General features: G+C 52.5%; 13 protein-coding genes. 3 read left to right on the top strand and 10 right to left on the bottom strand.

Going from position 1 to position 14,713, the window contains the following annotated elements:
- Positions 1-8: 8 nt before the first annotated feature.
- Positions 9-1,355, bottom strand: coding sequence for an IS1380 family transposase (locus JZI28_RS17695; protein WP_040176196.1), 1,347 nt, complete (start codon positions 1,353-1,355; stop codon positions 9-11).
- 100 nt (positions 1,356-1,455) lie between these two features.
- Between JZI28_RS17695 and JZI28_RS17690 the strand changes: the two genes are divergently transcribed.
- Positions 1,456-2,388: a tyrosine-type recombinase/integrase gene (locus JZI28_RS17690; protein WP_375698446.1), complete on the top strand. Its 933-nt coding sequence runs from the start codon at positions 1,456-1,458 to the stop codon at positions 2,386-2,388.
- A 5-nt stretch (positions 2,389-2,393) separates the two neighbouring features.
- Here the strand turns inward: JZI28_RS17690 and JZI28_RS17685 are convergent, their stop codons facing one another.
- The 6 genes from JZI28_RS17685 to JZI28_RS17660 all read right to left on the bottom strand — a co-directional run bounded on the left by JZI28_RS17685 (position 2,394) and on the right by JZI28_RS17660 (position 6,535).
- Positions 2,394-2,558 carry a hypothetical protein gene (locus JZI28_RS17685; protein ID WP_375698429.1) on the bottom strand — a complete coding sequence of 55 codons (165 nt, stop codon included), beginning with the start codon at positions 2,556-2,558 and terminating at the stop codon, positions 2,394-2,396.
- Positions 2,558-3,124: a tyrosine-type recombinase/integrase gene (locus tag JZI28_RS17680; protein WP_375698428.1), complete on the bottom strand. Its 567-nt coding sequence runs from the start codon at positions 3,122-3,124 to the stop codon at positions 2,558-2,560. Before JZI28_RS17680 ends, JZI28_RS17685 begins: the two co-directional genes overlap by 1 nt.
- A gap of 898 nt (positions 3,125-4,022) precedes the next feature.
- Positions 4,023-4,340, bottom strand: a complete 318-nt coding sequence (locus tag JZI28_RS17675) for a DUF3768 domain-containing protein (protein ID WP_375698427.1) — start codon at positions 4,338-4,340, stop codon at positions 4,023-4,025.
- The gene (locus JZI28_RS17670) at positions 4,330-4,764 is read right to left on the bottom strand and encodes a hypothetical protein (protein WP_375698426.1); all 435 of its coding nucleotides are present in this window, start codon (positions 4,762-4,764) and stop codon (positions 4,330-4,332) included. The genes JZI28_RS17675 and JZI28_RS17670 overlap by 11 nt, the downstream gene beginning before the upstream one ends.
- A 153-nt stretch (positions 4,765-4,917) precedes the next feature.
- The gene (locus JZI28_RS17665) at positions 4,918-5,631 is read right to left on the bottom strand and encodes an AAA family ATPase (RefSeq protein WP_375698445.1); all 714 of its coding nucleotides are present in this window, start codon (positions 5,629-5,631) and stop codon (positions 4,918-4,920) included.
- Positions 5,632-5,722: 91 nt separating this feature from the next.
- Complete coding sequence (locus JZI28_RS17660; RefSeq protein ID WP_375698444.1) at positions 5,723-6,535, bottom strand: hypothetical protein; 813 nt, start codon at positions 6,533-6,535, stop codon at positions 5,723-5,725.
- Positions 6,536-6,677: 142 nt separating this feature from the next.
- Between JZI28_RS17660 and JZI28_RS17655 the strand changes: the two genes are divergently transcribed.
- A complete protein-coding gene (locus JZI28_RS17655; RefSeq protein ID WP_375698443.1) occupies positions 6,678-7,622 on the top strand; it encodes a hypothetical protein in 945 nt (314 codons plus the stop codon).
- Between the two features lie 134 nt (positions 7,623-7,756).
- Positions 7,757-8,083: a DUF6626 family protein gene (locus JZI28_RS17650; RefSeq protein WP_375698442.1), complete on the top strand. Its 327-nt coding sequence runs from the start codon at positions 7,757-7,759 to the stop codon at positions 8,081-8,083.
- 581 nt (positions 8,084-8,664) lie between these two features.
- On the opposite strand, the gene JZI28_RS17645 is transcribed toward JZI28_RS17650, so the two are convergent.
- The 3 genes from JZI28_RS17645 to JZI28_RS17635 form a co-directional block, all read right to left on the bottom strand.
- Positions 8,665-10,017 carry an IS1380 family transposase gene (locus tag JZI28_RS17645; protein ID WP_347510046.1) on the bottom strand — a complete coding sequence of 451 codons (1,353 nt, stop codon included), beginning with the start codon at positions 10,015-10,017 and terminating at the stop codon, positions 8,665-8,667.
- A 231-nt stretch (positions 10,018-10,248) separates the two neighbouring features.
- On the bottom strand, positions 10,249-13,395 hold the full coding sequence (locus JZI28_RS17640; RefSeq protein ID WP_375698441.1) for a peptidoglycan-binding protein: 3,147 nt from the start codon (positions 13,393-13,395) through the stop codon (positions 10,249-10,251).
- Between the two features lie 14 nt (positions 13,396-13,409).
- Positions 13,410-14,702: an OmpA family protein gene (locus JZI28_RS17635; protein ID WP_375698440.1), complete on the bottom strand. Its 1,293-nt coding sequence runs from the start codon at positions 14,700-14,702 to the stop codon at positions 13,410-13,412.
- Positions 14,703-14,713 lie beyond the last annotated feature (11 nt).

Genomic DNA, 14,713 nt, shown 5'->3' with positions numbered 1-14,713 from the left:
TGTTGTCATTAGGGAACCGGCGGTGCGCGCAGCCGATGTATGGCCGCAAGGATGCGGTTGAACAGATCGCCGCTGACAGCCACCTCGGCCAGTTGGAAGGTGATTGCACGGGCGTGACGCACAACCCTCGCACCAATCTTGATCAATCGCGTCTGCAGGCTTGTCAGTGACCAGTCGGCTATCTCATCAGGTAGATCAGTGCCCTGTAGGAAGGCACCGATATTGTAAGCCAGTGCATGGAGTTGCAGCCGCACCTCGTTCTGCGCCATGCCTTTGCAGGACAAACGGGTCCAGTTGATCGCCTGCTTGCCTTCCTTGATGTATTGCTCGGCGGTGCCGCGTTGGTTGTAGAAGCGGATGATCCAGTCGGGTTCCATCGGCATGTTGGTGACCACGAAGCCCACGCGCGGGAACAACTCGCTGGGATGCCATTCCACCTTGGCGATGACACGACGAGGTTTGTCCCAAGATGCCGCCTGATATTGGAAGTCGCCGTAGATGCGCTTCACGCCTTTTGGCGGACGACCCACAGGGCGCTTGAGCAGATGCGCAATCTTGCCCTGAAGAACGCGATTGGCCCGAAGGCGGATGGCGTAGAAATAGTTTTCCAGTTCCAGAGTTTTGTATAGCTCCGGGATGGCGAACGCAGCATCCCCCCGGAAGAACCGCATCAGGTGACGATCCGCATATCGCGCGATGACGGGCTTCAGAACCTCTTCCCACCCATCTGCGCTGTGAACATTGCCGGGGCGCAGGGCGCAGCGTTCCAAATGGCCAAACTGGTTGAAGACGAACAGCGGGTGATAGCACATGCAGCCGAAATGCCCGTTCCAAGCGGTGCCTTCTTGCGCGCCGTGGGTGGGACTGACTGAACTGTCCATGTCGAGCGTGATCCACTTGGGCGGTTTGCGATTGTGAACCCGGTCGATCCAGTGTCCTGATAAATCCGCCAGCACAGTGCGATTGTCGGTTGCCGCCAACACCTCGGTCTCGAACCGTCCCATCTGGCTCGCAGACGCGGCCTTGGCCTCAACGGCACGCCCTCCAACGACCTGCCGCATCACCGGATCAAGCGATAAACGGTCCGCGTCATTAACATCATCATATCCGGCCAGCCGCCCAAAGACCGACTGGCGCAACAAGCCGACCAGTGAGTGCAGGCGATTGTGGCCAGTTCGCGTGTCTCTCAGAAATCCGCCCGCAATGTCGTGCAGGCCGAGCACTTCATCCAATTCCCTGAACAACAGTAATCCACCGTCCGAGCTGATCTTGGAACCATGAAACTCCAGCCGGACCCGGCGGTCAAAACTGAGCCGCCCATCACCCGTTTCGCGTGCACCCTCTGGGTGATCCATAATCCACCACCTTCAGCCAAATTAACATACTGAAATATAACACATTAGTGGCCGTTGGAGGCGCGAAAACGTCAAGTTACTTGGGAAATGCGGGATCAAAGTGATCGACAGCTATTTCATCCCTTTCTTTGGCAAGACCTACATCACCAACATCGACTTCGACAAAATTCGTGAGTTCAACGATTGGCGTGTGGCAAAGATTGGCCGTGAGCCCAAGGCCAGCACATTGAACACACACAATTCCGCGTTCAACAAAGTCTATGCGGAAGCCGTTTCTCGCGGGTTCATCTCGCAAGCCAAGGTGCCAGTTCTTGCGAACAAGGGTGAAGAAGGCACGCGACGGCCAGCGTTCGGCATGGAAGACTACCGCACCATGATCCGTAAGCTGCCCAGCTGGATCGCCAGTGGTAAAAAAGGCAAATCAGAGAACATGCGGGCGCTGCTCAGGGACTATGTGTTGATCTTGGCCAATACGGGCATGCGGCACGGCACTGAGGCTCAAAACCTGCGCTGGCGGCATGTGAACGTGTTCACGGAGGACGACCTTGAGTATGTTGAGTTCTACCTGCACGGTAAAACCAAGCCCCATGATTCGATTGGTCGTGCAGGAACGGTCACGTACCTCAAGCGCATTCATGCCCGCACCAATGCCATCAAACACATCCCCTTTGATGTTATGATCAAGCAGAAGCTGGACTTGCCAGTGTTCTGTTTGCCCGATGGTACGGTCACTGAGCACCTGCGCCAGACCTTTAAGGCGTTCCTGAAGGCAAATGGCCTGCTCAAATGCCCCAAGACCGGACAAGACCGCACTTTGTACAGCCTGCGCCACACCTATGCCACCTTTGCCCTAATCAATGACGGTATGGATGTTCATGTGCTGGCAAAGCAGATGGGTACAAGCATTGGGATGATTGAGCGGCATTACAGCCACCTGACGGCTCGCATGAAGAAGACGATGCTCACGGGCAAACGATACGACTTGTCGCCAGAAGCCTATGCCGCGCAGCTGGCCAGCAATTCCGGTGCGTGAACGGGTTAACCGAACAGCCAGACGGCCAAGATTGCCAACACCAGCACCTGAACGCCATAATACAGTGTCATGGTCCAAAGCTGTGTCTTGAAGCCGATGATCTGATTGCAGGTGCCACATCTGGGCGCGAAGAAGGGCTTTTGCGCATGGCAGTCAGGACATAGCGCCATTACAGCAACTCCACAGCTTGGCTGAGCTGGTCAGAATTGACGTCGATGTAGCGTTGAGTGGTTGAGATGTGACGGTGCCCCGCGAGAGCTGCCAACAATCGCACGCCCACGCCCCTGTTGGCCAATCGGGTGATGTAGGTGCGTCTTCCCGAATGACTTGAAGCATCCTTGAGGCCACATGCCTTGTAGATTTCCAAGAACAGCTGGCACATGGTGTTGGGACTAAAGTGCCCGCCCTTCTGACTGGGCAACAAAGGCGCATTGGGTTGGGTTACATCCACCAGTAGCGCATATTCAGCAAGGGCACGGCGCAAGCGCTGGTTCAAATAAACGGTTCTGCGATGACCACCCTTGCTCTGAGCCGCTGACAAGATGAACTCGCCACGCACCGCCCCCGATGGCTCAAACACATCACCGATTTTGAGACCTGCGATCTCCTTGGCACGCAATCCTGCATAAAAGCTGACCATGACGATTGTGCGGTCACGAAGGGCGTGACGTCTGGTGGCTGTGTAGTGTAGAACACGGCGCAGTTGCGCTTCATTGAGTGTGATGGCTTGGCGCATTGTTTTCCCCTAAAACATAACCTTATCAGTTGCTTGACTGTATAATATTAGGTCTGGGGACGTCGATCAGAAGCAGGCCAGCAATTCCATCAAGGCCATCAATGGGTTCGGCAAAGACCTAAGGTAATGCTGGTTACATTAGGTTTTGGCCCGCTGCATATCCTGCTGGTCAGGCCACATTTGACGCCGTTATTTGCGCAAGTTGATAAATAACGATGAAGGCAGAAAAGGCTCCACTTAGGCACCACAAACGAGACCAAGGCTGGCACGCCGAATGATATAGTGCTGCGAACCCGTTCTGATGTGTGACGGTAAGCAAACGGGCTGCTCGTTGCCCGCTTCAAGTGACTACCCCATCCTCGTTGGTGGGATGCCTAAAGTTGCAAGGGAATAAATGTTTATCCAGCCAGCAGCTTCACTTGTCGGAATGGTGTTTGGTGACGAAGGTATATAGGCCGCAGAGCGGAGAAATATATGCTTACGGAAGTGAGGCGGATGACAGAGTTGGAAACAATGCCCGCCGTTTTGTAGGGGTGCCTGACCGTATGGGTCCTACAGATGCGTATGATACGCCAGTAATTGAGATGATAGCAAAACCTGCTCACCCCTGCGAAGGGTTTGGTGGTACGGGATGATAAGCGATATGCAAAGTGCATGAGCGATTTTAGATCAGAGCCTTGAAGGGCTCTGGTCTGATCGCTCCTTGCAAGGCCCTAATTGTACAAGAAAAGTTCAGTCTTTTATTCGAGTTAGCGGAAGTTCTGAAGGATTGAAGGACGAAGCGAATGCGAGCTCCGGCAATCCAAGGGACACATAGATGCGCAGCAGATATGTCGGATGATCAAAAATATCAGTGTTACCATCAAGGGTATGTCTGCCTGAATGAATATCGGATTGGTCAATATTCCTCGCCAAGCATGATGGTGAGCACGCGGCAGGTGACATCTGGATCGCTGGGATCTGGCGAATGCATCTGCAAGTCCAGGTCGTAATAGTCGATCTTCCAGAAGATGGTGGCTCCTGCGTGCACCAATGACCCAAAGTCGTGCTCGCCATAGGGATCATTGTCAGGGGTAAAGGCATCAAACCAGCGCACCCGATCCAGCAGGTCATGTAAACCGTCCAGTGCTTGGATGCTGGGGGTGAGCACAACGCGGCAGCCTGTAAAGGTCTGCCGCGCTTGATCGTTCAAATCTCGAATGCGATTATCCGTCATGGCGCTTGCCCGACTTGATGGTCAGTGCCAATGCCTGATCCAGATCACCAGCAAGGGTGGCGTCGCGCAAAGCGTCCAATATCTCAGCCACTTGGGTCAGGTTCTTGGCAAAGACAGCGTTGTGTTTGCCGTCAATCAGCAGCACCCGCAGTCCATAACGGCATTGCACATACCAGCCATCGTCTTGCACAAAAAACCAAGGACGGATGGTGCGCGGACGAATTACCTGCACCGTTTCACCAGCGTCATTGGTGACACTGCGCTTTTGATCAATGGTGTAGGTTTCGCCTTTGATGGCAGCGGCCAGCACCAGCTTTTGCTGATCAATGGCCGCCACGATCTTTGTACGACGTGCCGCCACAGGATCGGGCTGCTGGATATGTCGTGTCACGGATTTGAAGGTAAACTTGCTGATATGTGTCATGCGCTTGCTCCTTGTGCTGCATTCACAAGTCAGCCTAGCGCCAGAAAAAATGATGGCCGACCAGAAGGTTAGCCATCAATGCCTTTTGTTTGGCGGTTCGTGGTTTCAAGCACGAGAGTGTGGAAAGCCCAGTCAGGGCTTTCCAGTCTTCATTCAGATCGACGTGCCGTTGATTGACGTATTTGGCGAGCTGGGCCGAATGATCCGACCCGAACTGGCCACAATGCCCACATTGGGGGCGGCGGCATGACGCACATACCCCTCGACCCAATCGATCATCTGACGCAAACTGCCTTTAAAGTTGGTCAACAGCGTCTGCACATCAGCAGGCGAGCAAGGCAGCCCCTCAGCCCGCAAAATGTCCTGAACACGCCGCTCAACATCGCTGATACTTGGCAGGTCAACACGGACGACAGCACAGCGATCACAAAACCAATCATCCAGGTCATGCAAATTATTGGTGGTCATAATCACAGTGCCCTTGCGATCCGTTTCGATCAGGGTGTCCAGTTGTCCACGCAGTTTCTTGCTGCATTCGTCAACTTCATCGATGATCGTGTAGGCGCGACCTGCACTATTCACCATGCGCTGAAAATCCCAATCGCGCTCAATGTCTGCCCAGTCTTTGCGATCTTTGTCGATGCGACCATTGACAGTGATGTTTGACAATTCATCAAAGGGCTGTCCGCACCGCTCAGCGACAATCATTTTGGCGGCACTGGATTTGCCAGACCCAACAGGGCCATGCAAAATCAGGTGCTTGGTGGCTTTGCCCGCACCATAGTCGCGGATCGTTTGTTCCACATGCGGGTCTTTGAAGACCAGATCGTTGATGGACTTGGGCTGGTGGGTGTTACGAAAAGTCATGGTGTTCTCCTTTTAATTGACTTTTGGGTGGTGAGTGGGCAGCGCATCAAACGCTGCCCGTGTTCGCTTGGCGGGTTAAGCAAAAGCAGGCTCAGTGGTTTCCTGTGCGTGTTTCGACAGCAGGTGCCTGCGCGGCTTCGACAGCAGGTGCAGGGGCTTGCGCCATCATCTTGCTCAAGGCCGCGAGGTTCGCCCGCTTTTGGTCCTCCGCACTCTGGTGCAGATCACTAACAGCCGCCTCGGCAGCAGTGCTCTGGAACGCCTTGCCTGCTTCCGTCAAAACGCTGTTCACAATGCTGGCTTTGTTGGTGCCAAAGATAATCGACCCCGTGCCGTCTGCATTCTTGCGCACCAAGGCCAGCGCATAGCGTTCACCTTTTGCAGGCATCAGCTCAGGTTTGAGCTCGAAAGCATCGTAGAGGGTGGGGCGATCTGCCTTTGCAAACTCAGCCTTTGCGATGCTCTGAATGGCTTCAGGGGCATTCGCGGGGGTGGTGCTGCTGGCACGGCGGATTTCGTCAATGCCGCCTTTGTGCTCAATAAACGCGGCCAGTGTCTGGGGCGTTTGGTCTTCTGCATCAGCAACCGCAATCACACGAGCATACCCGTAAAGGCGCTGCTTGATCTTCGTGTAAGTTGCTGGCGTGGCAAAAACGATGCGCACAACTTTGGTTGCAAGCGAAGTCCCGCTGTTGCCCTTGATGCCAAGCCCCTTGAGCACATCCTTGATCGCATCTGCGACATGGGGCTCTTTGGCGGCCTGCTGGTAAAGTTCCAAGCACCGCGCAAGGATTGCGTACAGCTCAGTGTTGCTGGAAGCATAGGTGCCCAGCTCCCACTTTTTGCGCTGTGCTACGAGCTCAGCGATTTCTGCTTTAAAGTTTGCTTTGAAAACGTTCGTCATTTGTATTTCCTTTTGCTGTTGTAGCCGCGTCATTGCGACCATGGACAAGGACTACATGAGACAAACCGCATGGATTAATAACTTGAAGAATACTCTTCTTACCGGTTAGTACTTCGCGGATTGCAGAGGAACTACCGCAGGCATGGATACCCCCAAGAGCTTTTTGGACGTTCTGCCGTCTGACCGTCGCAAAGAGGGCAAATGGGTTGCGAAGCAGGCCTACTATCTGCTGTGGTTTGACTACCTTGCGATTAGTCCAAGTTATGAATTGGCCCGCAGGCATCGGTCAGGCACTTTGCGGGACAAAGACCGCGAACGCATTCCGGCAGACTTTGATGCCGTATTGAGGGTTTATGATGACCTGCGAAATGTTCAACGGGTATTGTTTCCCAAGTGGTGGAGAGATGTTGGCTTCGACATGTTTGGTGCCGAAGGCGAAGCCCCTCGTGTTACACGCATCGGGCGGCTGAACGCAGAGACTGAGATCCACACGCTCAAATCCCAAGCATTTGCGAAAGGCGCTTGGGTGCAGCAGGGGAAACAACCTACGATGCTGGTTGCTATCCCGTTGGGAATGCCCAAGGGGCGCATAACCCGTCAATTGAACGCGATGATCAATCGGTTTCCGGAGGATGAACGCTACATCAAGCCACCGAACACAAAATACCCCCTGTTGGGCAAGCGGCATCACAGTGCGACTTTGTTCCGTTATCTGTTCACTGTTTGGGTTCGCGGCCTGATGCCGGACAAAGAGCTGTGGCGGGTTGGCGTGCGTGCGCGTGTCAGCGAAACATACAGTTCAGTTTTGCGGCATGACGCACAAGTTGTGCCCGGGCAGGATCGTTATGACCGAGAGATGCTGACAATCATCACAAGCCGAGCACTGCTTCGGGGCCGCATGATTGCAGAAAATGCTGCACGAGGTCGGTTTCCCAGCTACGCAACGTGCCCTCATGCCGTCGAGTTTGACTATCCCGAAGTGAACACAATGGTCCATCATCGCAGAAAATGGCAAAAAGCTGAGACCAGCCGCATCCTTGAGAACGAACTTAACGAGCGACAGAACGTTGCATCTGAAACTGACTAATGTGCAAACAAAGTCTTTGAACATCGTTTTCCAAACACAGTCTTCAGACACACTGTCAGACCACAACCTTTTCCCCTGACGTGGATAAATACATGGGCAGCGCTTTGGCCCGCTGCCAGACGGGGAGAACAACAATGTCGATAAAAGTGCTGGAACAGATCAGGCAAGAATTACTGGACTGCCGTGCCGTGTCCTCAAACCGGGCGTTTTGCGAAGGCTGGCTGGCCAAGGACGAAAGCTACCTGCGTGTGTTGCGCTTTCATGGCCTGCCGCCCAGTGCGGACGCTCTGGGCACCTGTGCCAGCAAACTAGGCTATTATGCCTACCACCTGCGCCACAGCGACAAACCTGAACATCTGGACTGGGTGGAGCGCTTCTTGCGTCTTCGCGCTATTTGCTTTGACACCATCGAACGTCAGGGCAAAAGCAAGTGGATGACACCCACGAGGATGGGGCTGTAATGCGAAAAGGGTTTTGCGAGGGAACGATCGCTGACGCCCAGTTTTCTGGGGACCAGTACTTACAGTTTCAGGGGGGTGTTTTCGCCCGCCCCCCGCTGGGAGAGCTGTCATGTTGATTTGCGAAGTCGTTGCAAAATGCGACTGTGCTCGCTGTCAGAAAAGACCCCGCCCGCTGCCCATACCTGCACCAACCAAAAGCAAGTCGCGCCCCGTCCGCAAGTCCAAGCCCGTGCCGTTCAATCAAACCAAGCCAGACAATCTTAGCTGATCCCGCTCAGACAGAGCTGCTGATGGGGAAGTTGCGTCGTTGCGTGTCAACACCCGTGTGGATCAGGCTGTATGTTTCTGCACTCTTTCTGGCCGACATTCCCCAAGTGGCCTGCCGTCTGACGTCAAGATCGCCTGATTTTGCCCGCTGGACAAGCGTTTTTCGCGCCGAGCGGCGTCTGCGGTCGCGCAAACGCCTGGAGCTGGGCGGATCGGGCCGCGAACCCGCAGCGTCTTTTCCCGGCAGCGACGTTTTTCAGCGCTGTGGGCAGACCTGTCGAGCCTCTTTCGTTGAGTTTTGGCCAATTTCGCGATTACGCGCATAGCGGCGGCGCTCGCAATCGGTGGATGGCGGCAAGGATAGCCCTGACCATGGGGCCAGTCACCGCGACCTCGGCGAGTTGGAAGGTGATGGCGCGGGCGTGACGCACCACACGGGCGCCGATCTTGATCAGCTTCAATTGCAGGCTGGTCAACGACCAGTCGGCCATCGCCTCGGGCAGTTCGATGCAGCGCAGGAATGTGGCCAGGTTGTAGGCCAGCGCATGGAGTTGCAGCCGCACCTCGTTGTCGCGGAACTTCCGGCATGACAGGCGCGTCCAGCGAAAGGCGTATTTACCCTCCTTGATGTGCTGCTCGGCGGTGCCGCGCTGGTTGTAGAACTGAACCACCCAGTCCGGGTCCATCGGCATGTTGGTGACGATGAAGCCGACACGCGGGAACAGCTCGCCCGGATGCCATTCGATCTTTGCGACCACACGGCGCGGTTTGTCCCAAGACGCCGCCTGATACTCGAAGTCCTCGTAGAAGCGCTTGACTTTGGTCTGCGAGGGTCGTCCGACAGGTCGGGTCAGCCGATCCGCGATCTTCTCACGCAGAACGGTGTTGGCAGGCAGCCGGATGGCGTAGAAGTACCGGGCTTCTTCCAGCCGCTCATAGATCGCCGGGATCGCATAGGCGGCATCCGCCCGGAAGAACCGCATTATGTCACGCTCTGCATACCGGGCGATGACGGGGTCGAGAACGTCCCGCCAGCCATCGGCGCTGTGGACATTGCCATGGCGCAGGGCGCAGCGCTCCAACATGCCGAACTGATTGAACAGAAAGTTGGGGTGATAGCAGGTGCAGGCGAAATGCCCGTTCCAGGCCGCGCCCTCCTGATCGCCATGGGTAGGGCTGACCGAGCTGTCCATGTCCAGCACGATGTACTTCAGCCCATGGCGATTATGAAACCGGTCGATCCATTGGCCGTTCAGGTCGGCCAGGGCTTCCCGGTTTTCGGCCAGAGCCAGCGTCTCAGTCTCGAACCGTCCCATCTGTGAGGCCGAGGCCGCCTGCGCATCGACAGCCCTTCCACCCACGACCTGGCGCATGACCGGATCGAGGGCCAGCCGGTCGGCGTCGTTGACATCCTCGTATCCGGCCAGTCGCCCGAACACCGACTGCCGGAACAACCCGTCAAGACGATGGATCGTGTTTTTCCCGCGCCGGGTGTCGCGCAGCGCTGTTGCCGCCAGATCGGACAGCCCAAGCGCGTCATCCAGCTCGCGCATCACCAGCAGCCCGCCGTCCGAACTGAGCTGCGTGCCGCGAAACTCCAGCCGCACACGGCGGTCGAAATCGACCCGATCTGCCTGCTGCAAGCCTACACCCTCTGGGTGACCCATGAAACACGCCCCTATCAGCCGCCAACACTATGATTTATATGTGAAATACAACGGTCAAGACAGCGAAATCAGCGATCTACTTGGGGAATGTGGGTCTGGACGCATCAGGTTCAAACTCACTGGACAACACCACCATTTGACCGGACCATGTTCATGCATAGCACAAATGCTTGAGAAGATCTGAATTCCGTTCACAGATTTGATAAGTCCATTTGAATGACCGAATACAGCTCAATTGCATAACCTCGTCGTACTAAGCAGCTTGCCAGCATCGCAGCTGTACATATCGTTCCAAAAAGACACAAATTCACTATCAGTTATCACACCGTCCGAAAGGCCATACTTAGTCAAGTAAAGACGTTCAGGGTGAGCTTCATCTATGAGAGCAAACAATTTTTCAAAGCCCAATCTAGTTCCATTCCCCCAGGCGCCATCAATAGCACTGTTGTAGAAGCCACTTTCTCTCAGCCTTTCTTGAAGAAATTTCCGTTCTGCAACTGGGAGCTTTTTGAAAGTACTTTCAAGGCTATTGACAACACTCGCTGTGGGGGACCTCAATTCAACCAATTTTTTTAAAGCGTCATAGGAATTTTTATCATGAAAAAACTCATAACGCGCTTCAGAAAACTCTCCCGCACCAATATCTGGATTGTTTATGCATTCTAAATTTTCACAATATCCAAGCGATGGCTCTGAAGCTCGGCTGGTAATAGCTTGCTCGCCATAGAAGTAGTTTTCGCAAAGGTGACCCTCGCCAATAAAATTCCCATAAGGACCCTTGGGAAGACATACTGCATCCACAAACCCAGGGGGGTAATCACTTTCATTATATTTGCTAGTTACTTTTCGCTTTCCAACATACTTTTCAAAGCCAAGGCTATCTGTATAGAACACTCCAACAATCTTATTTGGGAAAAATCCCGAAAAGCCTTGAACAACACCTGGTATGTACAGCCAGTCATTCGGATACGATGTTGCTTCAGCTGCAATTGGGTTTTTCCACATCAGGGTCTCTTGCTTCGCATGAAATGGTATTCCATTAGGATCGATCCTGCTACCATCTAGTGTGACATCCACCGCTCCGAGGGGCAATTCCCACATGGCATTACCGTAATAGCTTGAATACTCATAAATAACTATGATTGGCTTGGATCTGTCAACATTATCTGTGATAAAAAGACCCGAGACACCGCTAAGCGTAACAATGTTATTTTGCAGGGCTGTATACAGCCCAATTGTCCGAGGATCAGAGTTAAGCATATGTTTGCCGCCAAAATAGCCATAAGATTTTCTAACAGATTGAAAGTCTAGGCCATCAATACGCTCAGCATTTGGATGTAGCTTAAGTAAGGGAGTGGGTGAATTGCCCTTGCTCTCATCGACTTGAGGATATTGGAGAGGATCAACTTCAGTCCCATATCGGACATTTTGACCATTAGAAGCCAAGAGGTTTTTCTGCCAAGTGCTCCAGCACAAGTCAGCATAAATTAAATAGTCAAATTCTGGAACAACGCCTGGAGTATTCCTTAATTTTCCATGTTCTTCCATTGTGATTTTTGGCTCAGAAAAAGCGTTCATTTGTTTTAGCGCAATACTCCTCTCAGACATTCCCTTAAAAATATTATTGATATCTTGAAAATTTTTCCCCTGCACATCTCCGTTGGCGTCAAACCAAGTAAAGCTAATGTCAGCGTCTTCCTGTGAAGTTGCTATTAAATCTGCGAGACTTTCAACGCCAAAAACAGGCTTACCGTTTATCGACCATAGGTATGTTCCTTGATTTAGTCCCGATCCGGTTAGACTTTCATCGATTGAGCTCACTACCATAAAGTTTGTTGTTGCGTTGACCCCATTGACTTCTGCAGCGGTAGGTTTCCTTAGTTTAATGAGGTCATCCAGATTATTTTGTTTTTCTATCTGGTAGCCGCAAGGCCCCATGTGAGATTCATGCGTAAACCAGGAAACTTCAGTAACGCCTTCGCTCCTATTAGCGATAGTAGTGAGCATTTCTTTCGAAAGCGTCGGGTAAATGTGTCGGTATGGAAGACTTGCATAGTCCGGGTTAATTTCAGTAACCGTATATTCAAAATCCTCATCGAACGGTTTGCTAGGTTGCACATCATAAAATGGATTAAATCCTGGCGTGCCCGCCATGCTCCCAGGGCAACTTCCTCGTTCATCGCATACTGGCGTTATTGCTTTAGTACCAGTTCCGATTTGATAATCAGTTTCGAAATAGGAATATCCGACAAACGAGAACTCTTCGATTAATGACCGTAAGTCAGATACGCTAAGTGTTTGCTTCGCCCTAAACTTATCAATAAAATAGCTTTGAAAGCTGCCATCTCGCAACGAAGACAGGTAATTCCTGGACGTTTCAAGTAAAACATACAACACGCCATAATCAATTTTCTTCTTATTGAGGTTCTTGCGATGTTCCTCCTCAAGATTTTTCAGATTTTGCTCTAGCCAAATAAATTGTATAGGCAAGAAAACACCTTCTGGAGAGGTTAGTTCGGCTGGTGTGATATTAAAAGACTTGGGGTTTATTAGTAGATTGAGAAACATTTTAAGTTCTTGGTCCAACAGCGGCATTACCCGACCGACCAAATATCTTTCACCATTTTCTCCATATTTTGTATATGCTAAATCATAAAGATCTTGGACCGGATCGATGAACGGATATTGGCTTTTGCTCAGGGCTTCCTCCAAATTTGCCATCGCAAGGTCGATTTCCCCGCGCTGCTGAAGTATGCGAGCGTTGTGATAGTATTCAGCATAGGTGCTAGGTGACGTGATAAGTCCACCTGTCTGCCCAACTTTTTCGATTTCAGCAAGCACTTGCGCCATTTGATCGTTGAGCGAGTTAACATCTACGCCCAGGCTGTTCTCCATATCCATTGCAAGCACCACGCTGCCAGAAGAAGCAATCACTTGGCCTGCGTCATCACCCAAGAGCCGATACGCTGTGATGCTGATCTCTACTCCTGCGCCAGTTGCTCTTGGAGTTAGCATCAGCATGATATCCGCTTGAGACGCAGCGTATAGGTTTTCAAAGTCCGCATCGCCAAATTCTGTCGCTTCTGACCAAAGGTCTTCCGTTGATAGGCGATTGGCTAGGTTTATGTTAAACTCACTCGCTACCAGCAAAGCAGCTTCAAGATCACTGGTCAATTTGCGCAGGAAGTCCTCAGGCAGTCCACTCTGTTCAGGGGAGAGCGCTTTCAGAACGATCTTCTGATCCATAGGCAAGCGTTCGACCAAGCCCGCGGAAATCTCAGCAACTTGTGCCTTCATTTCGGCTTCATCGGCGACAGCAGCAAGCGGCGCAAATGTTAGGTAGGTGCTGGCAAGAAGTACGGAGAGTATTTTGCGCATGGGGTGCCGTTTCATTATTTGATTTTTTCGACAGTGATCGAAGTGGTTGTCGTGGAGATACGTAGTTGATCAAGATCGATGTCTTGATCCATCAAGGCCATCATCAGCTGCTCTTCAAATTCAATAAGCGCTAGGCCTGTTCTAGCGGAATACACCCGCTGCGTGGTGGAAGATTTTAGCAGCTCGACTGCATCCAGCGACGAAGCTTCAAGCTGCCTGACCACCTGCAAGATCGCATCACGTGGTAGAAGCGAGAACGTCAGAGTGTAATCATGTGCACCAGCGATTGGAGGCAGGAGAGGGGGGGGGCTTACGATGGCTGCAATCTCAACACGTCTATTTATGGCCGCGTTGGGCTCTTCTGGGCTGCGTAGGTGATCTTCACCCAATCCGACAGCAATTAGGCGGTCTGGAGCAATCGTATACGCTTGAAGCAAATATTCACGTACAGCTTTGGCACGCTGATTTGATAGCTTTCGGTTGTAGTCGGCTGAGCCCTTAGCATCAGTATGTCCTACAACCAAATATCGTGAACCGCTTAGAAGATCACTGGCGAGGGCCTGCCCCAGAGGCATGAGCTGTGATTTTGCCTTGGCCCCAAGTTCAGCACTGCCAAAGTCAAAGAAGACTTCGACATCAAGGGCGCGACCTTTGTCGATTTGGTACTGGCCTGCTTGTGTCTCAATCGTTTCAATCCGTAGAGGCTGGTTTTTGCTCCCGTTTAATCGCTGAGCGATGGCTGCACTGTCAGCTGTGTTTACTTGACCCTGATCTTCGCGCAAAAAGTGAAGCTTTTGTGTCAGCACAAAGCTGAGTTCACGAGCAAGATCGTTGGATACTTTTGCTATTTCATTCGCGACGCAGGCTTTGTTGCAGGCCGCGTCATCGTTGGGAAGGGGAACAGTCTCTGGAGCGTTAACCTCGAATGATGCAACCAGCCGTCCAGATCGCGGGTCGTATATTTGACCCGAAGCGCTGACTGTGAGCGTGCGTGCTACTCGATTTTGAGATATTAGGGGCGATATCGAGTAGATGATACCGTAGTCCTGCCCTGCGAACCTTTCATTCAGAAAGTACGAGCCGGAAACAGGTTTTGCCGCCTCGACATTCAGCACCACGACGTTCTGCAATAGCAACGTACGCTCAAGCTCTGCAGCAACAATCTGATACGACGGCGCGAGCCCTAGCTGCGATGATAGAGCTGTTTTGTCTTGCACAAATGCCACTGATAAACTGTCCGCAGTAGCATTGGCTGGCAAGAATGAAATGGTTGCTACTGCAAGTGTGCAACGCAAGAATTTGGTCATGTGGCCACGCG

It is taken from the genome of Pseudophaeobacter sp. TrK17 (genome assembly GCF_042192375.1).
Taxonomy (GTDB): Bacteria; Pseudomonadota; Alphaproteobacteria; order Rhodobacterales; family Rhodobacteraceae; genus Pseudophaeobacter.
This window is presented reverse-complemented; position numbering and strand designations above follow the sequence as displayed.